At 66.4% G+C, this 25,355-nt stretch carries 28 protein-coding genes and 1 pseudogene; 13 read left to right on the top strand and 16 right to left on the bottom strand.

Annotated elements, in window-relative coordinates; all coding sequences use genetic code 11:
- Positions 1–125 precede the first annotated feature (125 nt).
- Positions 126–1,964 carry an acyclic terpene utilization AtuA family protein gene (locus tag AC1RQC_RS23115; protein ID WP_492807425.1) on the bottom strand — a complete coding sequence of 613 codons (1,839 nt, stop codon included), beginning with the start codon at positions 1,962–1,964 and terminating at the stop codon, positions 126–128.
- A 277-nt stretch (positions 1,965–2,241) separates the two neighbouring features.
- On the opposite strand from AC1RQC_RS23115, the gene AC1RQC_RS23110 reads away from it, so the two are divergent.
- Positions 2,242–3,810 carry a fatty acid--CoA ligase gene (locus AC1RQC_RS23110; protein WP_492884758.1) on the top strand — a complete coding sequence of 523 codons (1,569 nt, stop codon included), beginning with the start codon at positions 2,242–2,244 and terminating at the stop codon, positions 3,808–3,810.
- A gap of 162 nt (positions 3,811–3,972) precedes the next feature.
- Here the strand turns inward: AC1RQC_RS23110 and AC1RQC_RS23105 are convergent, their stop codons facing one another.
- Positions 3,973–4,941 (bottom strand): DNA-binding protein, encoded by a 969-nt coding sequence (locus tag AC1RQC_RS23105; RefSeq protein WP_492375255.1) that lies wholly within the window; start codon positions 4,939–4,941, stop codon positions 3,973–3,975.
- Positions 4,942–5,063: 122 nt separating this feature from the next.
- Here AC1RQC_RS23105 and AC1RQC_RS23100 point away from each other — a divergent pair, with 122 nt between their 5' ends.
- From AC1RQC_RS23100 to AC1RQC_RS23085, 4 genes are all read left to right on the top strand, one after another.
- Positions 5,064–6,224 carry a site-specific integrase gene (locus AC1RQC_RS23100; RefSeq protein ID WP_492884756.1) on the top strand — a complete coding sequence of 387 codons (1,161 nt, stop codon included), beginning with the start codon at positions 5,064–5,066 and terminating at the stop codon, positions 6,222–6,224.
- Positions 6,225–6,454: 230 nt separating this feature from the next.
- Entirely contained in the window at positions 6,455–6,871 is a 417-nt protein-coding gene (locus AC1RQC_RS23095) for a hypothetical protein (RefSeq protein ID WP_492375257.1), read from the top strand.
- A gap of 182 nt (positions 6,872–7,053) precedes the next feature.
- Positions 7,054–8,025, top strand: a complete 972-nt coding sequence (locus AC1RQC_RS23090; RefSeq protein ID WP_492375258.1) for a GGDEF domain-containing protein — start codon at positions 7,054–7,056, stop codon at positions 8,023–8,025.
- Between the two features lie 101 nt (positions 8,026–8,126).
- The gene (locus AC1RQC_RS23085; protein WP_492375259.1) at positions 8,127–8,546 is read left to right on the top strand and encodes a hypothetical protein; all 420 of its coding nucleotides are present in this window, start codon (positions 8,127–8,129) and stop codon (positions 8,544–8,546) included.
- Between the two features lie 21 nt (positions 8,547–8,567).
- Here AC1RQC_RS23085 and AC1RQC_RS23080 read toward each other — a convergent pair whose 3' ends face one another.
- The 8 genes and pseudogenes from AC1RQC_RS23080 to AC1RQC_RS23045 form a co-directional block, all read right to left on the bottom strand.
- Positions 8,568–8,756 carry a hypothetical protein gene (locus AC1RQC_RS23080; protein WP_492375260.1) on the bottom strand — a complete coding sequence of 63 codons (189 nt, stop codon included), beginning with the start codon at positions 8,754–8,756 and terminating at the stop codon, positions 8,568–8,570.
- A 214-nt stretch (positions 8,757–8,970) separates the two neighbouring features.
- Positions 8,971–9,225, bottom strand: a pseudogene (locus AC1RQC_RS23075) (TCP-1/cpn60 chaperonin family protein); the annotation flags it as partial.
- Between the two features lie 41 nt (positions 9,226–9,266).
- Positions 9,267–9,554: a co-chaperone GroES gene (locus AC1RQC_RS23070; protein ID WP_492884754.1), complete on the bottom strand. Its 288-nt coding sequence runs from the start codon at positions 9,552–9,554 to the stop codon at positions 9,267–9,269.
- A gap of 142 nt (positions 9,555–9,696) precedes the next feature.
- Positions 9,697–10,077, bottom strand: a complete 381-nt coding sequence (locus AC1RQC_RS23065) for a hypothetical protein (protein ID WP_492884752.1) — start codon at positions 10,075–10,077, stop codon at positions 9,697–9,699.
- A gap of 239 nt (positions 10,078–10,316) precedes the next feature.
- Positions 10,317–10,883: an Hsp20/alpha crystallin family protein gene (locus AC1RQC_RS23060; protein ID WP_492375262.1), complete on the bottom strand. Its 567-nt coding sequence runs from the start codon at positions 10,881–10,883 to the stop codon at positions 10,317–10,319.
- A gap of 89 nt (positions 10,884–10,972) precedes the next feature.
- Complete coding sequence (locus tag AC1RQC_RS23055; RefSeq protein ID WP_492375263.1) at positions 10,973–11,380, bottom strand: Hsp20/alpha crystallin family protein; 408 nt, start codon at positions 11,378–11,380, stop codon at positions 10,973–10,975.
- Between the two features lie 15 nt (positions 11,381–11,395).
- A complete protein-coding gene (locus tag AC1RQC_RS23050; RefSeq protein ID WP_492375264.1) occupies positions 11,396–11,836 on the bottom strand; it encodes an Hsp20/alpha crystallin family protein in 441 nt (146 codons plus the stop codon).
- Positions 11,837–12,322: 486 nt separating this feature from the next.
- Positions 12,323–12,772, bottom strand: coding sequence for a PA2169 family four-helix-bundle protein (locus AC1RQC_RS23045; protein WP_492375265.1), 450 nt, complete (start codon positions 12,770–12,772; stop codon positions 12,323–12,325).
- Positions 12,773–13,115: 343 nt separating this feature from the next.
- Between AC1RQC_RS23045 and AC1RQC_RS23040 the strand changes: the two genes are divergently transcribed.
- Positions 13,116–13,493, top strand: a complete 378-nt coding sequence (locus AC1RQC_RS23040; protein WP_492807413.1) for a hypothetical protein — start codon at positions 13,116–13,118, stop codon at positions 13,491–13,493.
- Between the two features lie 22 nt (positions 13,494–13,515).
- Here AC1RQC_RS23040 and AC1RQC_RS23035 read toward each other — a convergent pair whose 3' ends face one another.
- Positions 13,516–14,325, bottom strand: coding sequence for a sulfite exporter TauE/SafE family protein (locus AC1RQC_RS23035; RefSeq protein WP_492375281.1), 810 nt, complete (start codon positions 14,323–14,325; stop codon positions 13,516–13,518).
- A 123-nt stretch (positions 14,326–14,448) separates the two neighbouring features.
- On the opposite strand from AC1RQC_RS23035, the gene AC1RQC_RS23030 reads away from it, so the two are divergent.
- Both AC1RQC_RS23030 and cqsA read left to right on the top strand, forming a co-directional pair.
- Positions 14,449–15,300: an AraC family transcriptional regulator gene (locus AC1RQC_RS23030; RefSeq protein WP_492375266.1), complete on the top strand. Its 852-nt coding sequence runs from the start codon at positions 14,449–14,451 to the stop codon at positions 15,298–15,300.
- A 218-nt stretch (positions 15,301–15,518) separates the two neighbouring features.
- Positions 15,519–16,847 carry an alpha-hydroxyketone-type quorum-sensing autoinducer synthase gene (gene cqsA / locus AC1RQC_RS23025; protein ID WP_492375267.1) on the top strand — a complete coding sequence of 443 codons (1,329 nt, stop codon included), beginning with the start codon at positions 15,519–15,521 and terminating at the stop codon, positions 16,845–16,847.
- 7 nt (positions 16,848–16,854) lie between these two features.
- Here the strand turns inward: cqsA and AC1RQC_RS23020 are convergent, their stop codons facing one another.
- The 5 genes from AC1RQC_RS23020 to nthA form a co-directional block, all read right to left on the bottom strand.
- Positions 16,855–18,204 (bottom strand): sensor histidine kinase, encoded by a 1,350-nt coding sequence (locus AC1RQC_RS23020; RefSeq protein ID WP_492375268.1) that lies wholly within the window; start codon positions 18,202–18,204, stop codon positions 16,855–16,857.
- 129 nt (positions 18,205–18,333) lie between these two features.
- Complete coding sequence (ribA, locus tag AC1RQC_RS23015) at positions 18,334–18,930, bottom strand: GTP cyclohydrolase II (RefSeq protein WP_043355124.1); 597 nt, start codon at positions 18,928–18,930, stop codon at positions 18,334–18,336.
- 173 nt (positions 18,931–19,103) lie between these two features.
- Positions 19,104–19,490, bottom strand: a complete 387-nt coding sequence (locus AC1RQC_RS23010; protein ID WP_492375269.1) for a nitrile hydratase accessory protein — start codon at positions 19,488–19,490, stop codon at positions 19,104–19,106.
- Positions 19,483–20,154: a nitrile hydratase subunit beta gene (gene nthB / locus AC1RQC_RS23005; RefSeq protein WP_492375270.1), complete on the bottom strand. Its 672-nt coding sequence runs from the start codon at positions 20,152–20,154 to the stop codon at positions 19,483–19,485. Before nthB ends, AC1RQC_RS23010 begins: the two co-directional genes overlap by 8 nt.
- Positions 20,151–20,837, bottom strand: coding sequence for a nitrile hydratase subunit alpha (nthA, locus tag AC1RQC_RS23000; RefSeq protein ID WP_492375271.1), 687 nt, complete (start codon positions 20,835–20,837; stop codon positions 20,151–20,153). The genes nthB and nthA overlap by 4 nt, the downstream gene beginning before the upstream one ends.
- 357 nt (positions 20,838–21,194) lie before the next feature.
- Here nthA and AC1RQC_RS22995 point away from each other — a divergent pair, with 357 nt between their 5' ends.
- Genes AC1RQC_RS22995 through AC1RQC_RS22975 form a run of 5 tightly spaced genes read left to right on the top strand, consistent with a single transcriptional unit; the run spans position 21,195 to position 25,352 of the window.
- Positions 21,195–21,995: an STAS domain-containing protein gene (locus tag AC1RQC_RS22995; protein ID WP_492884749.1), complete on the top strand. Its 801-nt coding sequence runs from the start codon at positions 21,195–21,197 to the stop codon at positions 21,993–21,995.
- A gap of 23 nt (positions 21,996–22,018) precedes the next feature.
- Complete coding sequence (locus AC1RQC_RS22990; RefSeq protein ID WP_492375273.1) at positions 22,019–22,372, top strand: STAS domain-containing protein; 354 nt, start codon at positions 22,019–22,021, stop codon at positions 22,370–22,372.
- Between the two features lie 50 nt (positions 22,373–22,422).
- A complete protein-coding gene (locus tag AC1RQC_RS22985; protein ID WP_492884747.1) occupies positions 22,423–22,839 on the top strand; it encodes an ATP-binding protein in 417 nt (138 codons plus the stop codon).
- Positions 22,840–22,854: 15 nt separating this feature from the next.
- On the top strand, positions 22,855–23,958 hold the full coding sequence (locus tag AC1RQC_RS22980) for an ATP-binding protein (RefSeq protein ID WP_492884745.1): 1,104 nt from the start codon (positions 22,855–22,857) through the stop codon (positions 23,956–23,958).
- Positions 23,955–25,352 (top strand): sensor histidine kinase, encoded by a 1,398-nt coding sequence (locus tag AC1RQC_RS22975; RefSeq protein WP_492884743.1) that lies wholly within the window; start codon positions 23,955–23,957, stop codon positions 25,350–25,352. The genes AC1RQC_RS22980 and AC1RQC_RS22975 overlap by 4 nt, the downstream gene beginning before the upstream one ends.
- Positions 25,353–25,355 lie beyond the last annotated feature (3 nt).

Below are 25,355 nucleotides of genomic sequence, written 5' to 3'. Positions count from 1 at the left end.
CTGCGGCCTTGCGCGCCAGCGTCATGATGCCAGCGAAGGCGGCTGCAGAGGCGCCGGATGGGGGTTTATCCCGATGCCGCATGCCGCATGCCGTCGGCATCGGGATAGACCCCATCCGGCCTGGCTCAGGCGCCCAGTGCCCGCGCCAGCGCCAGCGCCGGCGGCACCCGCACCGGCATGGCCAGCAGGACCTGGCCCATCCCCTTGCCCAGCGGATCGTTGCGCAGCGACGCCATGCCGCCGCCGCCCAGCGCCTGCTCGCACAGGAAGTTGAAGGCGCCGATGCCGGGCAGGAAGTAACGCGTCACCCTGCCCTTGACGTTGTGCGCAAGGAACGCGGCCACCGCAGCCTCTGTCAACTGCGCTGCGATCAGCGGCAGGTAGGCGGCGTCGCGCGCGATGATGCCGATGTTGGAAAAATCGCCCTTGTCGCCACTACGCCCGTACGCCAGCCGGATCAGCGGCACATCGACCCAGTCTGCGGCAGGCTCGGTAGCGGCAGATGGCGTCGACGCGCGGGCTGGCTCGGCCGCCGGCACCGCGCCAGTTGGCGCATCGCTTGCGCAGGCCATGGTCGCGGGCAGCGGCACCGGCTGCTCGTCAAGCCACACGGCGGGCTGGACCCGCGTTTTTGGCACCAGGAAGGGAAACTGCTTGATGGCCATGCTGACCGATGGCCGCCCGCCTACCCCGGTGGTGCCGGGCGACCATGAAGTGCCTGCCGGCGCAATCTCTCGCGCGAACATCTCCAGCGCGCGCTTGTCCGGATGCGTCACCGCCAGCCACATCACCGCCTCGAACAAGGCAGGTTGCGGCACATGCGGGCCAAAGGCCGCGGCGGTGCCCAGCACGTCCAGCCGGGTCTCGGTGAAATCCGGCTGCCCGGCCCGTGCCAGCATGCCGCGCGTGCGTGCCAGGAAGGCCTCGCCGCTGCGGCGCGCCTTGCGCACTGCATCGAAGCCCACGATGGTCAGTTGCGCCGAGCAGCGATAGCCGTCGGCATAGGTGGCCGAGACCTTGTAGCTGGCGCTAGGCGGGCGGCCCTTGGCGCCCTGGACTTCCACCAGGTCCGTCCCGGCCTGGCGCAGCGTGACGCCGGTGAAATCGCAGATCACGTCAGGCAGCAGGTAGGCGGCCGGATCGCCTATCTCGTATAGCATCTGCTCGCCGACGGTGGCCGGGCTGACCAGCCCGCCGGTGCCGGGCGGCTTGCCGACCAGGAAGGTGCCATCCGCCCGGCAGGTCACTACCGGGTAGCCGATATTGGCCCAGTCCGGTACCTGCTCCCAGTCGGTGTGCAGGCCGCCGGTGGCCTGGCAGCCGCACTCGATGATGTGCCCCGCCAGGCTGCCCGCGGACAGCAGGTCGTAGTCGGTGGGGCTCCAGTTGAACTCGTGCATCAGCACGCCCAGCGTCACCGCGCTGTCCACGCAGCGCCCGGTGATCACGATATCCGCGCCGGCATCCAGCGCGGCCCGGATCGGCACGGCGCCCAGGTAGGCGTTGGCCGTCAGGATGCGGGCCGGCATCGCGGCGCCGCTTTGCATGTCGCGCGTGCCTGCCTCGCGCAGCGCGTCGAGCTGCGGCAGCAGGTCGTCGCCATCGACCACCGCCACCCGCACCGTCACGCCGAGTTCCTCGGCCAGCTTGCGCACCGCCGCCGCACAGGCCCGCGGATTCACGCCGCCGGCATTGCTCACGATGCGGATGCCCTTTTCCATGGCTGGCTTGAGCACCGAGCGCAGGGCCCCGGTGACAAAATCCAGCGCATAGCCAGCTTCCGGATTCTTCAGCCGCGCCGCCGCCAGCAGCGACATGGTGAGCTCAGCCAGGTAGTCGAACACCAGGTAGTCGATGTCGCCCTTGTCCACCAGCTGGACCGGGCCGATTGCGCTGTCGCCCCAGAAACCGGAGGCGCCGCCTATCCGCACGTTTTCCTTGCCCTGCCGACTTTGCTTGTTCATGGACGCGCTTCCCCTTTCGTCTCAGTCATCGATTGCCGTTGTCATCGGCGAGTCATGGCTCGCCGGCCTTGCTGGCACGATAGCGAGTTGCGGGCATGACGTCTTGCGTCAATTGGCTTCGGCGCAGGGTGCCCTGGCGGATCCATATATGCAAAGTGCAAATCGTTATTTCCCAAAAAGAGACGCTGGCTTTATATTCGACCGCTTTCTTTCGGCCGTTCTTGCCGGCTTGCCTTGCCCGCCGGCGCCCCCCCACCCCCGCTGTTGGAGCATTGCCTTGAGCCACGTCCTTACCCTGGGCGACACCCTTTCCTGGCCCGCGCGCTACCTGCCACGCAAGACCGCGCTGGTCGCCGGCATGGGACCGAGCCGCCGCACCTGGACCTATGCGGAGCTGGACGCGCAGGTGAACCGCCACGCCCATGCGCTGCTGTCGATCGGCGTAGGCCATGGCGATGTGGTTGCGGCGTTCCTCTACAACACGCCAGCCTTTGTTTTCAGCATGCTGGCGGCGGCCCGGGTAGGCGCGATCTTTAATCCGATCAACTACCGGCTGGCCGCGCAGGAACTGGCCTTCATCCTGGAGGACGGCAAGGCCAGCGCCCTGCTGTTCGAGCAGGAAGGCTGCGCCGTGGTGGAAAAAGCCGCCGAGCTGGCCTCGGGCACAACACGCTGGATCTACGCGGACCCCGAGCCGGCACCGGCCTTTGCCACGCACCACCTGGCCACGCTGGCCGCGGGGCAGCCGCATGACGCGCCCGGCATCGCCGTGATTGAGAACGATCCCTGCATCCTGATGTACACCAGCGGCACCACCGGCCGCCCCAAGGGCGTGCTGCACACGCACCGCAGCAAGCTCGCGCACAACGCCATGATGCATCAGGCCATGACGCTGTCGCGCGAGGACGTGGGCTTGTCGATTGCGCCGCTGAACCACACGGCGGAGCTGCACACCAGCTTCCTGCCGCGCCTGCAGCTGGGTGCCACGCAGGTGCTGCAGCGGCGCTTCGATGCCGGCGAGGCCTGGCAACTGGTCGAGGCCGAGAAAGTCACGCACTTCTTCGCCGCGCCGACCATGGTCGGCATGCTGCTCAACCACCCGGACGCCCGCGCGCGCGATGTGTCGTCGCTGCGGCTGGTGGAGTACGGCGGCGCATCGATGGCGCCGCACCTGATCCGCGAGTGGGACCGCGTGGTTGGCGCGGGCTTGGTGCAGGTGTATGGCACCACCGAGATGGGGCCCTGCATGTCCGTGCTGTATCCGCATGAGCAGCTCAGCCACGCCGGCTCGGCCGGCCTGCCCTCGCTCAATCACGACCTGGTGGTTGCAGTGCTGCGCGAGGACGACGCCCCGACCGATCCGGCCCAGCCTTGCGCACCCGGAGAAGTCGGCGAGATCCTGGTGCGCGGCCCGTGCATGATGGCCGGCTACCTGAACCGCCCGGATGCCAATGCGCGCGCCCTGGCCCACGGCTGGTACCACACCGGCGACCTCGGCAGCCTGGACGAGGACGGCTACCTGTGGGTGCGCGATCGCATCGACTACATGATCAATTCGGGCGCCGAGAACGTGTATCCGCGGGAAGTCGAGGATGCGCTGATCGAGCACGCTGCCGTGCTGGAAGTGGCGGTCATCGGCGAGGCGGATGCTACCTGGGGACAGGTTGTCGGCGCCTACGTGGTGGTCAAGCCCGGGGCACAAGCTACCGCGGCATTGCTCGACGGCTTCCTGGTGCATGGCGACCGCCTGGCTGCCTACAAGCGGCCGCGCCGGTATCACTTTGTCGATGCGCTGCCGAAGACCACGAGCGGGAAAATCCAGAAGCACTTGCTAAGGGGGACGTAAAGGAGTCGGGTCATGGAAATGCATGAAGATCAATGGCTTATCGGCATGTCCAAATGTCAGGTGTTAGGTGTTCCGGTGTGGAAATATTCCGGAGATTTCCAATAAATTCAACCGGTTGCGCCCTACTGTCAATGCTAGATCTAGCATCAGGATAGACCCTCCTCACACCTTGAATCTCGGTGGCCGGGCGGGCCTGATCGGGCGACTCTTTCGTATTGGCGGGCGTGCTGCCCGCGCGATATCCGCGTCCGGCTCTCCCCGGTTTTCCAATTGCTGCCGGTACTCGGCCAGCAAGCCATCCTGCTGCCGGACCCGCTCGTCCAGCACAGCCACGGCATTCCCTACCTTTGCCAGTTCCTCGGCCTGCCGCCCCGCGGCTTCGGCCGCGTCCACCAGCTTTTGCTGGGCCGCCTTGCGCTCGTTGTCCAACTGACGCTGCCCTTCGCGCAGCGCTACCCGCGCGCCGTCCAGTTCCAGCGCCATGCGCCGCTCATTGGCGCCAAATCGATCCGCCATGGTTTCGCGCTCCTTGTCCCAGGCGGCGCGCTGGCTAGCGGTATCGCGCAGCAGCGCGTCCTTCTCTTGCTGCGCGCGTCCCAGCGCGGCACGCATGGCGTCGTTCTCCGCTTGCTGCGCCACCAGTTGCGCCTCGGCGCGGGCGGCGCGTTCGCTGGCTTCATCGCGGGCGCGCGCCAGTTCGGCCAGGGCGTTGTCGGCCGCGTCCAGTTTTGTCATCAGGATGGCGCGCTCCTGCGCCAGCGCGGCCTGCTCCGCCTCGACGGCTGCCCTCGCCAGCGCCAGTTCCGATTCTCGCGTGGCATAGCTCGCCGACACGGTGGCCCGGGCCTCGGCTTGTGCCGCATCCCATAGATAGCGTGCGGCCTGGTTCACCGGCTCAGGCAGGTTCGCTGGCGCCGCAAACGCCTGCGGGTCCTGCAAACGGGCGCCCAGCCCGGCGAACCAGGCATCCAGGTGCGGGCTGACGGTGTTTGGCGAGCCGCGCCCAAGATGCAGCCGGATCCGTTCGATGGTGGGGCGCTGGCCGGCCAGCAGCAAGGCATCGGCGGCTTGCCAGACATCTTGCTGGGTGATGGAACGGGAGCGCGTGGCGGGCAGATTGGCGTTTTGCATGGTCCGGGCAAGTTTTTTGGCGGCGTTGGATCTCGCCGCAAAGATAAGGCACGATAATGAATGGTTATCGCGCCTTATCTGGTGTTGGTGTATAATTTAATACAGCATACATCATATTTATTATGACTTCTCAAGAGTCCCTCTTATTCCTCGGTGACAAGGCCGAAAACTCGCCAAAGCACCCCGATTCCTCCAGCCTGAAGCTCGCTCATGCCGATTTTCCCGCGCCGCTGCGCCCGTCCGAACTCGACCCGCTGGGCCGCCAGGCCGCCGAAGCGCTGTACCGCGAGGGCGAATCCGCCAACACGGTGGCCAGCTATCGTTCCGCCCTACGGTATTGGGCAGGTTGGTTCGCGCTGCGCTACGGCCAGCCGATCGCCCTTCCCCTGCAGCCGGCGGTCATCATCCAGTTTGTCGTAGACCACGCCACGCGGACCACGCCCCAGGGCCCGGTCAGCGAATTGCCGCCGGCCATCGACGCGGCACTGGTCGCCAGCGGACTCAAGGCGCGTACAGGCCCGCCGGCATTGGCCACGCTGATGCACCGGCTGGCCGTGATTGCCAAGGCGCATCGGCTGGAAAACCTGGATAACCCCTGTGCCGACCCGGCCGTGCGTGAGCTGGTGGCGCGCACGCGCCGGGCCTATGCCAAGCGCGGCGAGCGCCCGGCGCGCAAGGCGGCGCTGACGCGTGAGCCGTTATCCCGGCTACTGGAGACCTGCGACGATTCGCTGATCGGCCTGCGCGACCGTGCGCTGCTGCTGTTCGCCTGGTCCAGCGGTGGCCGGCGGCGCTCCGAGGTGGCGGGCGCCACCCTGGCCAACCTGCGGCGCCTCGCGCCGGGCGAGTTCGTCTATCAACTGGGCTGGTCCAAGACCAACCAGGCCGGAGCCGACCTGCCGGACAACGCCAAGCCGGTGATCGGCGCGGCGGGCGCGGCGCTGGAGGCCTGGCTAAAGGCGGCAGCGATTGGCGATGGCGCGATCTTCCGGCGCGTGCGCCGTGGCGGGCATGTGGGCGAAGCGCTGTCCGACGCCGCCGTGCGCAAGATCGTCAGGCAGCGTTGCGAGGCGGCCGGGCTGGAGGGAGATTTCTCGGCGCACTCGCTGCGCTCGGGCTTTGTGACCGAGGCCGCTTCGCGCCAGGTGCCGATGGCCGAGGCCATGGCCATGACGGGGCACACCAGCGTGGCGACGCTGGTGCGGTACTTCCGGGCGGCGGATGCGCGGCGCTCGGTGGCGGCTGACCTGATCGGCGTGCTGGACGAGGATGCCGAGCGGTGACAGCTGATGCCGCCTTCCACGTGTAGTTCTCCTTGATGCAAGGAGAACGTCTCAAATCTGATTCTATTGCCGAGAATGCAAGGGCGCCAGGATCATGGGAGAACGGTCGGCACCGCTGGACAAGCCGCCCTGGGACGGACAAGAATATGGGCCGGGTTGCGCACACGCCCACCAGATTCCAGATCGACAATCACGGCGGCCGCCACCGGCGGTGCCAACGGGAGACTGCCATGCGGCACTGGCTTGTCCTGCTTGCGCTTGTCTGCTGCATGGGCGCGGCCCACGCCGGCAAATGCGTAAGCGGCAACAAAACGCTCTACACCGACGCCCCGTGCCCGGCCGGCTGGCAGGGCGCGGCGCTGGGCGGCAATCTCTCTCGTATCAGCCCCGAACCGGCTACCGACGCGGCCAACCAGCAGTTCCTGAAAAAGCGCGAGGCGGAGGAGCGCGAATACCAGGCGCGGCTGGTGCGCGAGCAAAACGAGGCCGCCCGCACCGAGGTCAACCAGTGTTACTGGCTGGCCAACCAGATGCGACTGCTGGAGTCCGACTACAGTGCGCGCCGCCGGGCTCGCCTGCCGGAGCAGGAGGACTACCGCCGGCGCTACCGCAACCTGCGCGATCAGCAGGCGCGGCTGCGCTGCTGAGGCCATGGACATCGCTCGAATGCCTGTTCGATTGCCTGTTCGATTGCCTCTTCGATTGCCTGTTTGAATTCCGCAAGCCACTACAATACGCGCCGGGTATGCCGATATACAGGCGGTGCGCGTGCAATCGCAGCCCGAGAGCGTGATGTCGCACACCATCCCCTGCCAGTCGCCGAACCCCTATGACGCCGCCTTCGATCCCCGCCAACGAACAGCTTCGGCTGGACACGCTGCGTGCCCTGAATATCCTCGATACCTCGGCGGAAGAGCGCTTCGACCGCCTGACCCGGCTGGCGCGGCGCCTGTTTGGCGTACCCATTGCGCTGGTCAGCCTGGTAGACGCCAACCGCCAGTGGTTCAAGTCCTGCATTGGCTTGTCTTCCACCGAGTCCCCTCGCGAGGTCTCGTTCTGCGGGCACGCGATCCTCGATGACGGCATCCTGCTGGTGCCCGACGCGCTGCTCGACGAACGCTTTCACGACAACCCGCTGGTCGTGGACGAGCCCGGCATCCGCTTTTATGCGGGCTGTCCGTTGTCGGTGGCCAACGGCAGCAAGCTGGGTACGCTGTGCCTGATCGACGTGCAGCCGCGCGAGTTCGGCGAGGAAGACCGCGCCTTGTTGCGCGATCTGGCTCGCATGGCCGAGCAGGAGTTGGCCGCGCTGCAACTGGCCACCATGGACGAGCTGACGCTGTTGTCCAATCGCCGCGGCTTCTCGGCGCTGGCGCAACACGCGCTCAATGTGTGCGAGCGGCTGGACAAGCCCGCCACGCTGCTGTTCTTCGACCTGGATGGTTTCAAAGGCATCAACGACCGCTTCGGCCATGCCGAGGGCGACCGCGCCCTGTCAGTCTTTGCCGCGCAGTTGCGCCAGTCGCTGCGTGACTCCGATGTGATCGGCCGCCTGGGCGGCGATGAGTTCGTGGCGCTGCTGACCAGCTCCGATGCCGCGCTGTGCGAGGCCACGCTGGCGCGCCTGAAGTCGGCCATGGATGCGATCAACGAGCAGGCGGCGCGAGGTTATGACATCGCGTTCAGCGTCGGCTCCGTCCAGTTCGATGCGGCGCGCCACGATGGCACCACCGCGCTGCTGGCCGAGGCCGATGCGGCCATGTATGCCAACAAGGCATCCCGCAAGGCAAGCCAGCGCTAACCCTAGGGGTTGCTGCCAAGCCACGCGCCCACCGCCGGGCGCGCCCTCCTGCCTATACTGACAAGCAGCCCCACTGAGCCAACAAGAAAAGGAGAACGGCTATGTCACACGAGCAATTCCTGGCCAAGCAGGAGGATCGCCGCAGCGGCCTGCGCGCCCTGCGGGCCGCGCTCCTGAAGGTGCACAAGGAAGTGATCGCGCTGAATCGCGTGGAGTACGAACGCCTGCATGGCCCGATCCCGGCCGGGCTGTTCGTGCAGGTTGTGACCGAGGAGACCTATTTCCGCTGGCTGGACCCGCTCTCGCGGCTGATCATCGAGATCGACGAAGAGCTGGACGCGCCCGAGCATCACGATGAAACCTGCAAGGCGGTGGCCGCGGCCACCGAGAAACTGTTTGGACCCGACAGCGCCCCGGCGTTTCGTGACCGCTACCAGCAAGCGCTGCAGGACGAGTCAGGCGTGATCGTGGCGCACGGGCAACTGATGAAAGTCGTCGCGCAGCTGCGGCAACTGGTCTAGCGGGGCGGCCCGGTGCAGGGGCTACTTCGCAGGCCGGGTGACGCGTCCGTGGTCCACCGAAATCGGGTCGCTTGCGGGAAAGGTTTCCCTCAGGGCTTCGTCGAGCTCTTCTTCCGCGTGGTCGGCCTTGCTGGCAGGCGATGGCTTGGTTTTGGATGGTGCGGGCGCCTTGTGAGGCGTCGGCGCTGCAGGTTTGCTCGCATTGGTCATGGTCATGTCCCTGGACGGGTGAGTGTGACTTGATCTTAGAAGGCTTATGGGCGGGATGCCAATCCTGCGCCGATCGCGGGCGCGCAGGCAGTGCCGGGCTCCGGCGCGTCGGCCAGCGCGCACAGGCAGCCGGCGAAGCCGTCCCGCACCCGGGCGTGCCGCCCAGCACAAGGTCGGCAGCGCGCGCGGCTGTCATGGCCGGAGACCGCCACGCGGCCACGTCGGAAGTCTTGGCCGCAACCTGCTTGACCAACTGGGCCCCCAATGTTTTCGAATTTGTCGCGAAGCTCGATTTCCTTGGTGACCGACACGCCATCCTTGGTAATCAGCGGGGCCCCGAACGATCGCTCGAGGACCACATTACGCCCCTTGGGACCGAGCGTGACCTTGATCGCGTTGGCCAGCAGGTTGACACCCGCCACGATGTGGCGGCGACGGACTCCTGAAACTGGATCTCCTTGGCTGCCATGATGAGACTCCTCGCGAGACTCTGGCCTTATGTTCCTTCCTCTATCCGACGACGCACAGAATGTCCTCGTCATGCATGACCAGCACGTGCTCGCCTGCAAGCTTGACGGTGGTGTCCGTATACTTGCCAAATAGCACGCGCTCGCCGATCTTCACGCTCGGCGCGCTGACACGGCCATCGCCCAGGCGCTTGCCGGGGCCGATGGCCAGGACTTTGCCCTGGTCCGGCATTTCAGCGGCAGTTTCGGGGATGACAATGCCGCCGGCCGTCTTGTGTTCTGCCTCCAGACGTCTGACGATGACGCGATCGTGTAGTGGACGGATGTTCATCGCCTTGCTCCTCATCCAATCACTGTAATCATGAGCTTGACGGGCCGGCCAGTCCTGACACTGTTCGTGCTTGAGAGTCTTAACGCCGATGCCTGGATTCGCGCCACGAGCATCACTGGCCCAGAAGCCGAATTCTAGCGCTTCACTGAATGGGCGGCACGACGCCGAGCTTCTCTGCCAGCATCCGCTCATACACGCCAAAATGCGTATCCACCTCTGTTTGACTGACGACAACAACGTCAATCGTGACCTGTTCGAGCGCCAGGCCGAACATCGTGGCAAGGGCCACTTCCAGGTGGGGCGCCGCCTCTCTGTCCTTTTCGAACGTCGTGCCGATGCTGATCACGTAAGCATCGCCTTGTGCCGTGACTTCCACCAACCGGGCCCGCGCGCTGAGGTTGTTATCGATCGCGATGGTGACCAACTCCGCCACGCGCCGCGTCCGCTCGGTAGGGAAGCCGCGCGTGCACTTGAGCCGCACCCGATGCCTGCCTAGCGTCACCCACTCAGAATCGAATTTCATCGAAGTCTCCTTCTCGGGAAGCGTTTTCCGCGAAAATAGACGCCAGTCCCGCGATTTCAAGACCTCAGCTTCGCACGTGGATTCGCTGCAGGGTTGCAAGCCGCACCGCACGTTCCGAGCGCCGCGTATGCCAGAAAGGAACCGCGGAGGTGCTACCTTGCATGGCCAGCAGGAACATCCCGGCGGAGCGCAGCAGGCTCACGCGAGTCCATGCCCTTGAGGCAGCTCGCATCTCCCGCTCACTTCACCTCGATCTTCCTCACCGCAGACTGCGGCGCACCGGTCTTGGGCAGACGCAGCGTCAATACACCGCGGTCGAAGTTCGCCTCGACGTGATCAAGGTCGACGCCATCTGGCAGCGGAATACTGCGCATGAAGGCGCCATATGCCCGCTCCAGCCGGTAGCAGCCGTTTTCCTCGCTCCGAGTGTCCTGCTTCTTCTCACCCCGCAACACCAGGGCGCCATCTTCGATGGTGGTCTGCAGGTCCTCGCGATCCATGCCGGGCAGCTCCGCCGTAATCCTCAGCGCCGTGCCATCATCGACCACATCGATCCGTGGCTGGAAGCGCGACGAACTGAAGTCACCGAACCATCGATCCAGGCCCCCGAAACCCGCGAAGGGTTCATGCAGAAGCTCGCCCATCGCACGCCATGGGTCGCTTGAAAACAGCCGCGAAACGTCAGGCCAGTCCGGTGTCCGGTGCCTTGGCGCGGGAACATTTGATGACTCGCCCGTCGGCTGCCCGTCCTCTGTCGATTTGCGTAGGAACTTGAAGGGGTTCCATTTACCCAGATCTGTTTTCATCTTGTCCTCACCGAATGTCCAGCCAATTTCCGCGGGCACTGCGGTGGCGCCCTTGCGGACGCCACCGCTACCCGGCGGGCGACGGCAACTCACGCGACGTTGACGGCAATGCGGCGTGGGCGCGCTTCGTCGCGACGCGGGATCGTCAGCTTGAGCACGCCGTCCTGCAGGTTCGCCTCGATCTTCGACGCGTCAAGGTCCGCACTCAACGAGAAAGCGCGTGCGAAGTGCGGCTGGCGAATTTCCGCGTGTTGCACCCGCAGTCCTTGGGGGGTGGGCACGACCGCTTCCGCCTCGATATGGAGGTTGCCGTCGTGAACATTCACCTCGAGCTTGTCCCTGGTCACACCTGGAAGGTCGGCCCAGAGGGTGACGCCGTTGCTGTCCTCGACGATGTCGACCGCGGGAAGCAGCGTCATCGTCGGCGTCGACCTGTCTTCCTGACCTTTTGTCACCGCATTCTGGTTGCGTTCAACCATTTGGGTAGTTTCGTTCATGGCGTTCTCCTCGCGCTATTGGACCGTGATCGCCCGGGGCTTCGAGGCTTCGCGCTTACCGACACTGATAGACAGGCAGCCGTTGGCATAGCGCGCCTGAACTTTGTCCGGGTCGGCGCTCTGCGGCAATTCGACGACGCGCCGGAACGTGCCTGTGAATCGCTCTTGCGCGTACAGCCGGACCTCCGGATCATCCTCCGCTTGCGCCGTCTCGCGCTCGCCGCTGATGGTCAGCAAGCCCTTGTCGATCGACACCTCGAACTTGTCTGGCTTGAGCCCCGGTGCGAACGCGACGATCTCGATGGAATCGTCCGTGGCGCCGATATTGACGGGGGGAAATGCCCCGAAGCGGCCGGAGCGGATGCTGGATGGGAAGCCGCCGAACAAGCTCGCCATCTGCCTTTGCATGCGGTCGAGTTCGCTGAAGACGTCAGTTCCAAAGAAAAGATCGCTCATGGTTGTATCCTCCTTCGACGCAGCAAGGAGGCGAAGGGGCAACGCGCTCCCATCCACCTGCCAAGCCGCTGGCAAACAAACAGAAACACGCAGCGCGCAATGGTCGCGACTGCCTGAGCAAAAATAAAATAGTAATTGGCCACCCAAATTTCAAGGGGAGCAAGCCTGCGCCGTTCGTGAGATTCGTGCTGCCCCGGTCGCGTTTGGTCACACTCGCTTGCATTGCATCCGCGGCTGGTGCTCCCGGTTGCACGCCGCTCAAACAGGCGGGACAGGCTCATCGCCTAATCGATAGGCCGTGGGTATTCAAAGTCAATCGCCCCATGTAGTCCGAACACCACTCGCCGGAGCATGCCCTCGACGGCAGCGCCGGCTTGCCTCTCGTTGAGCAGAATCGGGCTGGTCATAGGATGCTGGCCGACGAACGTGGGTGCACCGTCGTACATGCCGATCATGACGAGCCTGACGTGCGGGAGGCGGCTGGCCTCAGGCTGCGCGATAGCGGTTGCGCAGGTCGCGGATCAGGTCGTGGTTGCGTAGCACGCCCTGGTACTGGCGTTCCACCAGCGCACGGACTTCGACGCTCAGCTCGGTTTCCTGCAGCGCGTCGGCGTACTTCTTCTTGGCCACGTCCTCGCCCTTCTCGGTTTCTTCCAGAATGGCGAGATCGTTGCGGTCGGCCACCGCCGTGCGCAGACTGACCCAGCCGCGATGCAGCGCGCCGGCCACGCTGCCGTGTTCCTCGGGCTTGCCGCCGAGCGCCGCCACCTGTGCCTGCAATTCCCTCACGCCGGCGGCGATGTCCGTGGCGCGGCTGGCGAAGAGTGACTTGAGCTCAGGATTCTGGGCATCCTCCGCTGCCTTGAGAAAGCCTTGCTCGCCGTCACGCGAAACTTCGATCAGGTCGTTCAGTATGGAGATATTCTTGTCAGCCATGTGAGCTCCTTGCAGCGTGTTGAAAGACAGTGTTCAAGGGTCCAGGGTTTCAGAACCTCAAAGAGAGTGGCGCCGTGAAGACGACAGCCGATGAAGCGGGCCTTGGCGTCGGCGCTGCGATGCGCCCTGCCTTGCCACCCCTCCACATTACGAAAGGGCGGCCCCGCCGGCTGTAGGGAGAAGGCGCGACGGTTTGTCGGTGCTGGCCTACAGCAGCCCCGCGGACATGGGGGCAAGCCGCAGACAGTTGCCGGCACAATTGACATCCCCATGAAAATTCCACGTGCCCTTCCCGGCATTGCCCGGCATTGCCTGGCAAGGACCAGCCTGAGCGCGCCTGTGCATGCCGATGCGCCCTTGGCACGCTATCTGCCTTGGATCAGTCTTTGCTGCTGTTTCCGGCCGACACTCCTCGGTGGGTTCCGTGATGTTCGATGCCGTCCATGTGCCGCAAGGCGATGTCGATGCGCTGCAGGCCGACCCCGCTGCCGTGCTCTTCATCTGCGAGGCCTACAAGCATGACAAGCCGATCGGCGCGGGTGGCACCGGCGCGATGCTGGTTGCCGCCGCCGCGCGCGCAGCCGGGATCGACGGCGGCTTTGCCGGCCCTGGCGTGGTGCTCGCCAAGAAGGATGGGGCCTCCGAGCACGATGCACTGCTGGAAGCCGTGGGCGAGCATCGCTGGTGGGCGCGCACGGACGCTGCGCGGGTCATGGCCTGAGCGGCCGGCGCCAGGCTCGCGCTTACTTGAACATCATGCTGACCATCACCAGGGCCAGCAGCCCGAGATAGACGCGCGCATGCACGCGGTCGGGGATGCGCCCGGCCAGCGGGGCGGCAAGGCGGATGCCGGCAAGGGCGCCGATCGATAGCAAGCCGAATGCGGCGAGGTCGATGTACCCCAGATAACCACTGCCCAGCGCCACCGGCTGGTACCACGCCATGGCCACATAGGCCAGGGTGCCCGGCACGGCAACCGGCAGGCTCAAGGGGTTCGCCATCGCCGTGGCTTGCGCCATGCTCAGGCCGCGGCGGCGCAGCAGGGGCACGGTCATGACGCTGCCCCCCACGCCGAGGAACGTGGCGACTGCGCCGATCGCCAGGCCGCCCGCCACCGTCTGCGCCTGCCCGAGCCGCTGCGGTGAGTCCTGCCCGGCGCGCGCGAGAAATCCGCGCCGTGCCAGGCAATCCAGCAGCGTGACGCCAAGGTAGGCCACAAAGGCAAGGCGAACCACGTCGCTGCTCGCCAGCGTGGCGGCGCCGGCGCCCATGATGGCGCCCAACCCGATGAATCCCCCCAGCGGCCACACATAGGACCACAGGATGTTGCCTGCCAGGCGATGCTTGCGCGTGGCGAGCGAGGCGCTCAGGATCATCACCGCCGTTGAGGTCGCGACGGCAATATGCATGGCGGACTGGCCTGGCCCATGCGCATCGGCGGCGCTCAATGCGCGGTAAAGCAAAGGCACCACCACAAACCCGCCGCCGAAGCCGAACAAAACAGTGGTCAAGCCAGTCAGGCAGCCGAACAGGACAAAAAGGAGATAGAGCATCGCAAAGGCGGAGTGGGTTCCAGGTGCGCCCACGATACGTGCGGTTGGCATGGCCAACTTTCGAAGATTGGACAATAATATTTGTGTTTCGGCCATTCCACCCTTCCGCCGCCATTTCCTTCCATGCGCAACGTCCGCATCGACGACTACGACCACGTGCCCAGGCCCGTGGTTGCGATCGGCACCGACTACCCCGAGGGCTACCTGCTGCCGCGCCATGCCCATCGCCGCGCGCAGCTGCTCTATGGCGCGACGGGTGTGATGCATGTGGCGACGCACGATGGCAACTGGATCGTTCCGCCGCAGCGCGCGGTGTGGATTCCGCCGGGGATGGCGCATGAGGTGACGATGCTGGGCGTCAGCACGCGCAGCCTGTATATCGAGCCCGGCGCCGTGCCGGGGCCGGGCGATACGTGCCAGGTGGTGGGGATATCGGCCTTGATGCGGCAGTTGCTGATTGGTGCGGTGGAGATGCCGGCGCACTACGATCCCGACGGCCGGGACGGCGCGCTGGTCGCCCTGCTGCTGCATGAGATCGCGGGCATGACGGCGCTGCCCTTGCATATTCCGCTGCCGCGCGATGCGCGGCTCGCGCCGCTATGCCACGCCTTTCTCCGGCAGCCCGACACCCATGATTCGCCGCAACGCTGGGCCCTGGTGCTGCACATGAGCAGCCGGACCTTCAGCCGGTTTTTCCGCGAGCAGACCGGCATGGCGTTTTCGGCATGGCGCCAGCGCGCCTGCGTGGTCCTGGCCTTGTCCCGGCTGGCCGCCGGCGACGCCGTCACGCGCATTGCCCTGGATTTCGGCTACGACAGCCCGGCGGCCTTCTCGACCATGTTCCGCCGCGTGCTGGGCCACGCCCCCACAGAATATTTGCGCCAAGGCATGGCCAGCCCGCGCGCCGCCGGCGCGCCGCTGGCCGCCGCATTGCCGCCTGCCGGCTTGCCCGCCGAAGCCTTGGCCCACATCTAGGCGTGGCGTCGCCGCGCCATTTGTCTGCTACGGAACAAGGCGAATTCCCGGACACGCGTCAGAATAGCTTGTCGGCGCAACATCAGACATGCAGCAGGCTGCATTCCGCCCCGGAACCTATATTGCAAACAAAGGACGCGGGATGCACCTGTGTTGCCTCGACCTTTATCGGCCGTTTCGGCCATTTTCTTTAGTCGGAGTACTTCAAGGGGGTTGTAATGAGCAATATGGATTCGGGTTGCCTGCAAGCTAGCCGTACGTCGCATCAGGCCGCCGCCACGGTGGCTGCCTGGCCGGATTTTGTCACCACGCGGGTGGCGGGCCACGAGGTGGAACGCGTACAGAAGCGCTGGGGCGGCAGCCACCTGCTGCACGGCCGGCAACCGGGGCCCGACGCCGTGCATTTCTCCAGCAACGACTATCTTTGCCTGCTCGGCGAAGACAAGCTGGTGCGCGCGCAGACGGCCGCCATGCGCGGGCCGGAGAGCGAGCTGCTGATGTCGGCGGTGTTCCAGTACGGCGACAACCCCACCAGCCGGCTGGAGCGCAAGCTGGCGCAGTTCAGCGGCGCCGAGGACAGCATCCTCTGCCAGTCGGGCTGGGTGGCCAATGTGGGCCTGCTGCAGAGCATCGCCAACGAGCGCACGCCGGTCTACCTGGACATGCTGGCCCATATGTCGCTGTGGGAAGGCGCCCACGCGGCGCGCGCCCGTGCCGTGCCGTTCATGCACAACGATGCGGAGCACGCCGAGCGCCAGATCCGTAAGGAGGGCCCCGGCATCATCGTGGTGGATTCCGTCTACAGCACCAATGGCAGCCTGTGCCCGCTGACCGATTTCGTGGAGGTTGCGGAGCGTACCGGTAGTGTGATTGTAGTTGATGAGTCACATTCTCTTGGTACGCATGGCCCCGGCGGCGCGGGCCTGGTGGCGCAGCTCGGACTGTCGAAGCGGGTCCACTTCCAGACAGCCAGCCTGGCCAAGGCATTTGGCGGCCGCGCGGGGCTGGTGACGTGCCCGTCGTCGTTCAAGGGGTATTTCGCTGCGGAATCGCGCCCGGCTATTTTCAGTTCGGGGCTGCTCAGCCATGAACTGGCCTGGTTCGACGCCGCAGCGGATTTCATCGTCGGGGCGAACGATCGCCGCAGGCAGTTGCATGCGGTGTCGGCTCAGGTACGCGAAGCGCTGTCCGGGCTGGGCTACAACGTCTCGGCAGGATCCGAGCAGATCATCGCGCTGGAGTCTGGCACCGAGGAGCAGACGCTGGTGCTGCGCAATGCCTTGCAGTCACGCGGGATCTTTGGCGCCGTGTTCTGCGCGCCGGCCACCGCGCGGGACCGCGCGCTGATGCGGCTGACCATGCATGCCCACCTCACCGCCGTGGAAATCGAGCGCCTGATCCAGGTCTGCGCGGAAATCCGCGATGAGGTGAACCTGGCCGGCTGGCGTTCCACGCAGCGCAAGCCGCGCACGCTGGTGGCGCGCCCGCCGATGGCCATGCAGGCCACGCTGCAAGCCAGCCTCGAAGCGCTGCACGGCGCGGCCTGATGCAGGCTCAGCTTGCCGCGCCGTCGCCCTCCGGGCGCGGCTTGGCAAGCGGGAACTCGAGGACGAACTCCGTGTACTCGTGTTCGACCGAGCTGCAATGGATGCGCCCGTCCCAGGCCTCGAGCGTCTCACGGCAAAAGGCCAGGCCGATGCCGGTGCCCTCATTGCGCGGGTAGGTGTGGAAACGCTTGAAGATGGACGGCAGCTCGCGCTCCGGCACGCCGGTGCCGGTATCCCGGAAGATCAGCCGGTTGCGCCGGGTGCCGCGCTCCAGCCGCAGCCGGATATCGCCGTGCCCTGCCCGCGCCAGCGCGTGCAGCGCGTTCTTGATCAGGTTGAACAACACCATGACCATCAGCTTCTGGTCCGCGTGAATCAGGAAATTCTCTTCCAGATCCACGCGCACCAGCTCCCGCTGGCTGGCTTCAAAGGGGTAGCGGGAGATCGCTTCCTCCACGGCCTGGCCGAGAAGGAAAACCTCGCTGGGCCCGTGCAGGGACTTGGCGCGCGCATTGACCAGCAGCACGTCGATGCCGTGGTTCATGCGGTCGACCTCCAGCTGGATCCGCGGCAACGCGTCCTTGAGCAGGCCAAAATGGGCCCGCGGCAGGTGCAGTGAGTTTTCCGGCGTCTCGTTTTCCTCATAGAAACGGATCAGCCCCGGCAGGTACCGGCCCATGCCGAGCGCCGTGGAGCCGATGCTGCGGATCGGCGTACGCAGCTCATGGGCCACCGTGCCCAGCGCAATCGCCATGCCGTCCAGCTTTTCCTGGATCAGGATGCGCTGGTCAATCTTCAGCACAGCGATGGTACAGATGGTGAAACCGATGATCGGCAGCTCCACCGGCCAGTTCACCGCCAGCATCGCGGCGGGTGGCGGCGTCACGTAGTTGTAGACCAGCCACGCCAGGGCGGTGCCCACCACCAGGGAGGTGGCGCCACCCAGCCAGCCGCTGAAGTTGAAGAGGATGATGACGGCGATCACGAGCGACTGGGACCACACCAGGTTGCCGTGATTCATCAAATACATGTAGACGAAGAAAAACGACAGGCTGTACGTCAGGGTCGCCAAAAAATGTGCAGGAAGCCATTTTTTGTCACGCAGGTCGCGCGAGACGATCAGCGGCAGGCACATGACCATGGCCACCAGCCGCAGGGCCAGGCTCTCGTAAGGCTGGGGAAACCAGAATTTCCAGATCAGGTAGAACGCCGGGTAGCCCGTAAAGGCGAGCCACCCCAGAAGGCGGATGCGCTTGACCTGGGCGGGCTGGCGGATATCGAGATGGACTTCCCTGGCAAGCACCCGGCGCAGGCGCATCGCGCTTTCACCGCAACTGCGTTGAATCTGGGCAAGCATGTTGAGAACCGGCTGAGGGCTGATGGTGGCAACGATGCGAAAGTGTAGCCGGATACACCGGTTCTTTTCTCGGTTTTGTGCGCTTTTCGTAGCTTGGGCCGGAATCCGCCGTTGGCTTGCCGCCCGGCGTCAATCCAGGAGGTGCCCCATGCGCTCGCGCTTGGTCTCCAGGTATTTTTCGTTCTCGGCGTTGGACGGCACGATATGACGCATCTGCTCGACCACCTTGATGCCTGCGGCTTCCAGCGCCTGCTTCTTCTTGGGATTGTTGCTCATCAGCCGGATCGACTTGACGCCCCACTGATGCAGCAGGTCGGCGGCAAAGGCGTAGTTGCGGCTATCGATTTCCTGGCCCAGAGCCAGGTTGGCGTCGACCGTGTCGAGCCCGCCGTCCTGCAGCGCATAGGCGCGGATCTTGTGGCCCAGGCCAATCCCGCGCCCTTCCTGGCCGCGCAGGTACAACAGGATGCCGCGGCCTTCCTCGGCGATCTTCTTCATGGCCAGGTCGAGCTGCTCGCCGCAGTCGCAACGGCACGAGCCAAAAACGTCGCCGGTCAGGCATTCGGAATGCAGGCGGGTCAGCACTGCCTCGCCAGTGATGTCGCCAACGCTCAGCGCAAGGTGTTCGATGCCCGAAACGGCACCCTTGAAGGCGTGGGCGGTAAATTCGCCAAATCGGGTCGGCAAGCGGGCCGAGCCGATCAGCTGGATCTCTGTGTCGTTCATGTCAGTCGGAGTGTTGCGCCGGCCTTGGCGGCGCGGCATCGGGGCGCTTGATAGCGTCTAGTCCGCTACGGTAGCACGAGCGGGGCCGGATCGCTGGCGGGCAAGTGGCCGGGCGCCCGCCGGCGGCTCGTATTTGGCCTGAAAGTCGCGCTCAGACCGGCCGCCTTGGCGCCTCAGCCAAGCTCGATCGGCTGGCCGTGGGGCGTGCGCCGGGCCGCCGCGTCCCACGCGTCACGCCGGTCCAGCAGCGCGCTGGCGTCGACCAGGCCCTTGGCCGCGGCGAGCCGCTCCAGCGCGGTCAGCCAGAAGCGGTAGTAATGCTCGCCGTTGTCGGGATCCCCCCCGGCCTGGGCTTCGCGGATGACCTGCGACAGGGTGGCCGCCCATTCCGTCCAGGTAAAGGCGCCGCGCTCATGCAGGGCGAGCGCCAGCGCAAAGGCCTGTGCTTCCCACGGCTCACGGAACACCGGTCCGGTGCTGTCGCAAGGCAGTGCCGGCAGTGCTGCCCGCATGGCCAGCAGGCTTGCGGGCGAGGGCGAAGTTGGCGCCGGATCAGCCATGGGCCACCTCCGCCGGGTCAAGGTAGGACTCCCAGCAATCCGCACAGACCGAGGCCGCGGTGGTGTCGGAGCCCCACAACTCGGTGGCGGCAAAGCGCACGGTGTAGAGCCACTGCGGCTGGTCGCCGGCCCCGGCGGCGCTGGCGTCCGGGAATACATGGGCGCCATGCACAGCCGCAATCTCGCCCTGCCGTCCACGGCAATAGCGTGGCAGCCGGGTGTGGCCGGCAGGATGCATCTGGCGGGTGCGTACCCGGTCGCCCACCTGGAAACGGGCTTCTCCCGGCGCGGGCCGGGCGCTGGGTGTGCCGCGCGCCAGGGCCGGGGCAACCTGATCCGCGCTCAAGATGCGCGCGAGGGGCAGCGGCGGCGCGGTGGATGCGCCGCTGGCGATCTCTTCCGCGTTGGCCATGCCGGTCTTGACCAGCATGGCCTTGAGGCCTTCGAACCAGATCTGGTAGTAGCTGCTGCCAAGGTACTGCGCCGGCGGCAGGCTTTCACGAGCCGCGCGCATGGTGTCGATATTCCACTTGCCGAGCGCACCCATGGCGAGCGTAAGCGCGAGCATGCGGCGCTCCCAGCCGGCGTGGAATACCGGCTCATCGGGTTCCGGGCGAACCGGGCCGAAACCCTGCATGCCGCCGAGGTCTTGGCCACCGTTCATTGCGGCTCCCCTGCCGTTGCCGGCGTGGTCACGTCCGGCAGCAGCCCCGTGCCGATCATCGCGTCACGGGTCACCAGCTCCGCCAGCGCTTGCTCGCTCCAGCTCTCGGTGCCGGCCGGGCGCATGGGTAGCACCAGGTAGCGCAGCTCGGCGGTGGAGTCCCACACCTGGATCTGCACCGCCTGCGGCAGCGTAAAGCCAAAATCGCGCAGCACGCCGCGTGGATCGATCACCGCCCGGGCACGGTACGGCGCGGACTTGTACCAGACCGGCGGCAGTCCTAGCACCGGCCAGGGATAGCAGGAGCACAGGGTGCAGACCACCATGTTGTGGGTGGCGGGCGTGTTCTCCAGCACGATCATGTGCTCGCCCTGGCGGCCGGTAAAGCCGAGCGAGGCGATGGCCGCGGTGGCGTCCGCCAGCAGCCACGCCTTGTAGGCGGGATCGGCCCAGGCCTTGGCGACCACGCGCGCCCCGTTGCGCGGGCCGATGTGTTGCTCGTAGGCTTCGATCAGGACATCCAGCGCGGCCGGGTCGACATAGCCCTTCTCCACCAGCAGCGATTCCAGCGCGCGCACGCGCAGGTCCATCTCGGAGAGCGTGCTGCCGCCGTGGCCGTGGCCGTGATCGTGGTCATGGCCATGCGGGGGACTGGCTGGCGAATCGGGAGAGTCTTGGCGCATCGATGTCTGGGGAGATCGTTTCGGGATCGTTCTGGCACGGACACTGCTGAGCGCTCAGTATGGCCGCGCGCGCGGCGCCTGGCAATCCGGGCCGCCCGGCGCCTTCCTGTGGCAGGGTCCTGCACGTGGGCACGGCTTTTGCGCCATTTCCTCCATCCGGGCCACCAGGCGGCACGAGCCAGGCCCGCCGGCTCCTGGGCATCGCCCGCAAACCGTTGCCGGCCAAGGGGAAACGCAGCCTTCGGCATATCAAGGGGGAGAATCGTGGCGCAAACGCTACATGCAGAAAATACCGATCAGGGCCCTGACGCCCTAGTCGTTCTTACAAGCGTTCTTACAAACGAACCCGAGGCGCTATTGAATGACTGGGTAGCGCAGCAGCTTGCCCTGCCGGGCGGGCAGCGCCTGGCGCAAGCGGAGCTGCGCGACCAGTCCCAGCGCTTCCTGCACGGCCTGCGCGAAGCGCTGCGCGCCGGCGCCACTGCGGACCTGAGCAAGCCGGAATGGGAGCGCGTACGCGGCGTGCTGGCGGATATCTCGCGCCGCCGCGCCCGCGAAGGCTTCTCTCCGGCTGATACGGCCATGTTCGTGTTCTCGCTCAAGCAGCTGGCTTTCGTGCGCTTGCGCAAGCTGCTGGCCCAGGACCCGGTCCGGCTGGCGGACGAAACCTGGGCGACCAGCGCCCTGCTGGATCAGCTCGGCCTTTACACCACGACGCTATACCAGGCCAGCCGCGAAGAGGTCATCGCGCGGCAGCAAAGCGAACTGATGGAACTGTCGACGCCCGTGGTGCAGCTCTGGGACGACATCCTGGCGCTGCCGCTGATCGGCACGCTGGATAGCGCGCGGACCCAGACCGTGATGGAGAATCTGCTGCAGAAGATCGTCGATACCGGCGCCTCGATCGCCATCATCGACATCACCGGCGTGCCCACCGTGGACACGCTGGTCGCGCAGCACTTGCTGAAGACCGTGGCGGCGGCCCGGTTGATGGGCGCGGATTGCATCATCAGCGGCATTCGCCCGCAGATTGCGCAGACCATTGTCCACCTCGGCGTGGACCTGGCCGATGTCACCACCAAGGCCACCCTGGCGGATGCGTTCCGCGTCGCGCTCAAGCGTACCGGGGGCGCCGTTACCAGTGCCGCCCGGCACTAGCCGCGCGCAACGGACGAACGGATATGGAGCGCATTCCAATTCTTCGCATGGGCAGCCTGCTGCTGGTGACGATCCAGGTCGACATGCACGACCGGCTGGCACTGACGCTGCAGGAGGACCTTTCCGAGCGCATTGTCAAGGACCGCGCCAAGGGCGTGCTGATCGACATCTCAGCACTGGACCTGGTGGATTCGTTCATCGGCCGCATGATTGGCAATACCGCCGCCATTGCGCGCGTGCTTGACGCCCAGACCGTGGTCGTCGGCATGCAGCCCGCCGTGGCGATCACCCTGGTGGAACTCGGGGTCCCGCTGGATGGGGTGCGCACCGCGCTGAACGTGGAGCGCGGCATGGCCCTGCTGCAGGCCGGCGCATGAACCCGCACGACGGCGTTTTCGCGGCCCAGAGGCCCTTGCTTCAGCAGGCTATGCCCGAGAGCCATGCGGCGGCGCAGAACATGCCGTTGCGCACCGGCGAGGACGTGGTGCGGCTGCGCAAGCTGGTGCGCGAAGCGGCGGTGGCACAGGGCATGTCCCTGGTCGACCAGACCAAGCTGGTCACCGCGGCGAGCGAGCTGGCGCGCAACATGGTGCTCTACGGCGGCGGCGGCACCGCGCAGGTCCTGCCGGTGACGGCGGGCGCGCGGCGCGGCGTGCAGCTGCGGTTCATCGACCAGGGTCCTGGCATTGCCGATGTGCAGGCGGCCCTGCGGGACGGTTTCACCACCGGCGGCGGCTTGGGCATTGGCCTAGGTGGCGCACGGCGGCTATCCGACGCTTTCGAGATCGATAGCGCGCCGGGCCGGGGAACGACGGTGACCATCGCCCGCTACGGCGTGTTCTGAATGCGGGAGAACATCATGCAGATTAGAGCCTCGATCCAGGAAGCCAGCCATGTCGCGCAGGCGCGCCGCACGGTCACCGAGCTGGCCATCCGCTGTGGCTTTGGCGAGGTGGCCACGGGCCGCCTGGCCATCGCCGTCTCCGAGGCAGCAACCAACATCCTGAAGCACGGCGGGGATGGCGAACTGCTGATCCGTGCCTTGCAGGAAGAAGTTGCCGGGCCGGCCGCGCCGCAGGTGGAGGTGATCGCCATCGACCGCGGCCCTGGCATGCCCGACCTCAGCACCAGCCTGCGCGACGGCTTTTCCACGACCGGCACCGCCGGCAACGGGCTGGGGGCAATAAGCCGGCTCGCCACCGCCTTCGATATCTACAGCGCGCCCGGCAAAGGCACGGTCCTGCGCATGGCGCTCTCCCCCTCCGACCGGCCAGCGCCACCAGCCCTGCCGGCGATCTCGGTGGGATCAGTGTGCGTGCCCATTGCCGGCGAGACCGAGTGCGGCGACGGCTGGCACGTGAGTTCGGCGCACGAGCTATCCAGCCTCACGGTGGCCGATGGGCTCGGCCACGGCCCCGATGCCGCGCGCGCCGCCGAGGCCGCCAAGCGGGTTGCCGCCGCCCATGCCTTCGTGGCCCCCGCGGTGCTGATCGGGCACGCCCATGCGGCACTGCGGGCCACGCGCGGCGCGGCCATGGCGGTAGCCCGCATCGAGACGGCGCCGGGGCGGATCCGCTTTGCAGGCATCGGCAACATCGCCGCTTGCGTGGTCACGCCCGGGACGCTGGGCAGCACGGGGACACGGCGCCAGTTGATTTCGCACAACGGCATCGTCGGCTACGCCATACGCAAGGTGACTGAAGTGGAGGCACCGTGGCCGCCCGACACGCTGTTGATCCTGCACAGCGATGGCCTGGGCACGCACTGGGACCTGGACAACTATCCGGGTCTGAACGCGCGGCACCCGGCCATCATCGCGGCGGTGCTGTACCGGGATTTCGCGCGCGGGCGCGATGACGTCACCGTGATCGTGTGCCGCCGCAACAGCGAATGCCACGCGTGGACGGGCCCGTTGAGCGCCCCGGGCTCGGCTGCCGCTGCTGGCCAGGGAGCCTTGCCATGAAGCTCCCGCTGTTCCAGATCACCCTGCGCGCGGACACCGACGTGGTGGTGGCGCGCCAGGCCGCCCGCAACGCCGCGGCCGAGCTTGGCTTCTCCGCGATCGAGCAAACGGCCATCGCCACCACGGTGTCGGAACTTGCGCGCCTGCTGCTGGCGATGGACGAGCCCCGCACGCTGCGCGCGGAACTGGATCGCGGCGATTGCCGCAACGAGGCGGCGCGCGAACTCGCCATCGTCGTCGACGCGGCGCCCTCCGCCATTTCAACGCTGGCACGCATGCTGCGGGGCGAGGCCCTGGCGGGCGACCCGCCGGGCCAGGCGCTGCTGCATGCCGTGGCGCTGGCCGACACCTGGTCGCTTGACCCCGAGGCAAGCCAGCAACCCCGTCTCGCCATTCGCCGGCATCTGCCGCCAGCCGCGGCGGAGCCTGCGCCAGCCGCGCTGGCCGCCATCTCCGGGCGCTGCCTGGAGCGCTCGCCTGATCTGCTTGCGAGCGAGCTGCGCGAGCAGAACCGCGAGCTGGCTGGCACGCTGCACGAACTGGCCGCCCGCCAGCGCGAGCTCGAGCTGCTGGCCAACGAGCTGGCGGACACCAACCGTGGCGTGGTGGCCCTGTACGCGGAGCTGGATGATCGGGCCGACCGCCTGCGCGTGGCGGACGAAACCAAGAGCCGCTTCCTCTCCAACGTGAGCCACGAACTGCGCACGCCGCTCAGCTCGATCCGCGCCTTGTCCACGTTGCTGCTCGACCAGACCGATGGCCCGCTCAATGCCGAGCAGGTGCATCAGGTGACGATGGTGCGCCATTCCGCCGAGGCGCTGAGCCAGCTGGTCGACGACCTGCTCGACCTGGCGAAGATCGCCTCGGGCAAGACCGAAGTGCACGTCACCGAATTCACGCTGGACAGTACCTTCAGCGCGCTGCGCGGCATGATGCGCCCGCTGCAGCACAGCGCCGAGGTGGAACTGGTGATCGGCGCCGTCGACCACGTCCCGTCACTGCGTACCGACGAGGGCAAGGTGGCGCAGATCCTGCGCAACTTTGTCTCCAACGCGCTCAAGTACACCGAGCGCGGCGAGGTGCGTGTGAGCGCCCTCTACCTCCCGGCCACCGACCAGCTGGTGCTCACGGTTGCGGACACCGGCATCGGCATTGCTCCCGAACACCTGCCGGTGATCTTCGAGGAGTTCGCGCAGATCGCGAACCCGCTGCAGCACCGGGCCAAGGGAACGGGCCTGGGCCTCCCGCTGTGCCGCCAGCTTGCCGAATTGCTGAACGGCGACATCCACGTCCAAAGCGAGGCTGGCAAGGGATCCACCTTCACGCTGACGATCCCCGCTCACTGCCCCGCATGCGCACGCCACACAGCACCTTTCGATACGCCACTTCGCTGAGTT

The organism is Cupriavidus sp. GW822-FHT03E04, from assembly GCF_058801495.1.
The sequence above is the reverse complement of the archived record's forward strand: the minus strand, read 5'-3'. Positions and strand labels throughout refer to the sequence as shown.

What these genes read in the sequence shown, in the direction of transcription:
- AC1RQC_RS23100 (WP_492884756.1), top strand. Translation starts at nt 5,064, where the DNA reads ATGACTTCTCAAGAGTCCCTCTTATTCCTCGGTGACAAGGCCGAAAAC.
- AC1RQC_RS23050 (WP_492375264.1), bottom strand. Translation starts at nt 11,836, where the DNA reads ATGAGCGATCTTTTCTTTGGAACTGACGTCTTCAGCGAACTCGACCGC.
- AC1RQC_RS23115 (WP_492807425.1), bottom strand. Translation starts at nt 1,964, where the DNA reads ATGAACAAGCAAAGTCGGCAGGGCAAGGAAAACGTGCGGATAGGCGGC.
- AC1RQC_RS23040 (WP_492807413.1), top strand. Translation starts at nt 13,116, where the DNA reads ATGCCGATGCGCCCTTGGCACGCTATCTGCCTTGGATCAGTCTTTGCT.
- cqsA (WP_492375267.1), top strand. Translation starts at nt 15,519, where the DNA reads ATGAGCAATATGGATTCGGGTTGCCTGCAAGCTAGCCGTACGTCGCAT.
- nthA (WP_492375271.1), bottom strand. Translation starts at nt 20,837, where the DNA reads ATGCGCCAAGACTCTCCCGATTCGCCAGCCAGTCCCCCGCATGGCCAT.
- AC1RQC_RS23080 (WP_492375260.1), bottom strand. Translation starts at nt 8,756, where the DNA reads ATGACCAATGCGAGCAAACCTGCAGCGCCGACGCCTCACAAGGCGCCC.
- AC1RQC_RS22975 (WP_492884743.1), top strand. Translation starts at nt 23,955, where the DNA reads ATGAAGCTCCCGCTGTTCCAGATCACCCTGCGCGCGGACACCGACGTG.
- AC1RQC_RS23030 (WP_492375266.1), top strand. Translation starts at nt 14,449, where the DNA reads ATGCGCAACGTCCGCATCGACGACTACGACCACGTGCCCAGGCCCGTG.
- ribA (WP_043355124.1), bottom strand. Translation starts at nt 18,930, where the DNA reads ATGAACGACACAGAGATCCAGCTGATCGGCTCGGCCCGCTTGCCGACC.
- AC1RQC_RS23045 (WP_492375265.1), bottom strand. Translation starts at nt 12,772, where the DNA reads ATGGCTGACAAGAATATCTCCATACTGAACGACCTGATCGAAGTTTCG.
- AC1RQC_RS23020 (WP_492375268.1), bottom strand. Translation starts at nt 18,204, where the DNA reads ATGCTTGCCCAGATTCAACGCAGTTGCGGTGAAAGCGCGATGCGCCTG.
- AC1RQC_RS23055 (WP_492375263.1), bottom strand. Translation starts at nt 11,380, where the DNA reads ATGAACGAAACTACCCAAATGGTTGAACGCAACCAGAATGCGGTGACA.
- nthB (WP_492375270.1), bottom strand. Translation starts at nt 20,154, where the DNA reads ATGAACGGTGGCCAAGACCTCGGCGGCATGCAGGGTTTCGGCCCGGTT.
- AC1RQC_RS23090 (WP_492375258.1), top strand. Translation starts at nt 7,054, where the DNA reads ATGACGCCGCCTTCGATCCCCGCCAACGAACAGCTTCGGCTGGACACG.
- AC1RQC_RS23095 (WP_492375257.1), top strand. Translation starts at nt 6,455, where the DNA reads ATGCGGCACTGGCTTGTCCTGCTTGCGCTTGTCTGCTGCATGGGCGCG.
- AC1RQC_RS23085 (WP_492375259.1), top strand. Translation starts at nt 8,127, where the DNA reads ATGTCACACGAGCAATTCCTGGCCAAGCAGGAGGATCGCCGCAGCGGC.
- AC1RQC_RS23010 (WP_492375269.1), bottom strand. Translation starts at nt 19,490, where the DNA reads ATGGCTGATCCGGCGCCAACTTCGCCCTCGCCCGCAAGCCTGCTGGCC.
- AC1RQC_RS23065 (WP_492884752.1), bottom strand. Translation starts at nt 10,077, where the DNA reads ATGAAATTCGATTCTGAGTGGGTGACGCTAGGCAGGCATCGGGTGCGG.
- AC1RQC_RS22985 (WP_492884747.1), top strand. Translation starts at nt 22,423, where the DNA reads ATGCCCGAGAGCCATGCGGCGGCGCAGAACATGCCGTTGCGCACCGGC.
- AC1RQC_RS23070 (WP_492884754.1), bottom strand. Translation starts at nt 9,554, where the DNA reads ATGAACATCCGTCCACTACACGATCGCGTCATCGTCAGACGTCTGGAG.
- AC1RQC_RS23105 (WP_492375255.1), bottom strand. Translation starts at nt 4,941, where the DNA reads ATGCAAAACGCCAATCTGCCCGCCACGCGCTCCCGTTCCATCACCCAG.
- AC1RQC_RS23035 (WP_492375281.1), bottom strand. Translation starts at nt 14,325, where the DNA reads ATGCTCTATCTCCTTTTTGTCCTGTTCGGCTGCCTGACTGGCTTGACC.
- AC1RQC_RS23060 (WP_492375262.1), bottom strand. Translation starts at nt 10,883, where the DNA reads ATGAAAACAGATCTGGGTAAATGGAACCCCTTCAAGTTCCTACGCAAA.
- AC1RQC_RS22980 (WP_492884745.1), top strand. Translation starts at nt 22,855, where the DNA reads ATGCAGATTAGAGCCTCGATCCAGGAAGCCAGCCATGTCGCGCAGGCG.
- AC1RQC_RS22990 (WP_492375273.1), top strand. Translation starts at nt 22,019, where the DNA reads ATGGAGCGCATTCCAATTCTTCGCATGGGCAGCCTGCTGCTGGTGACG.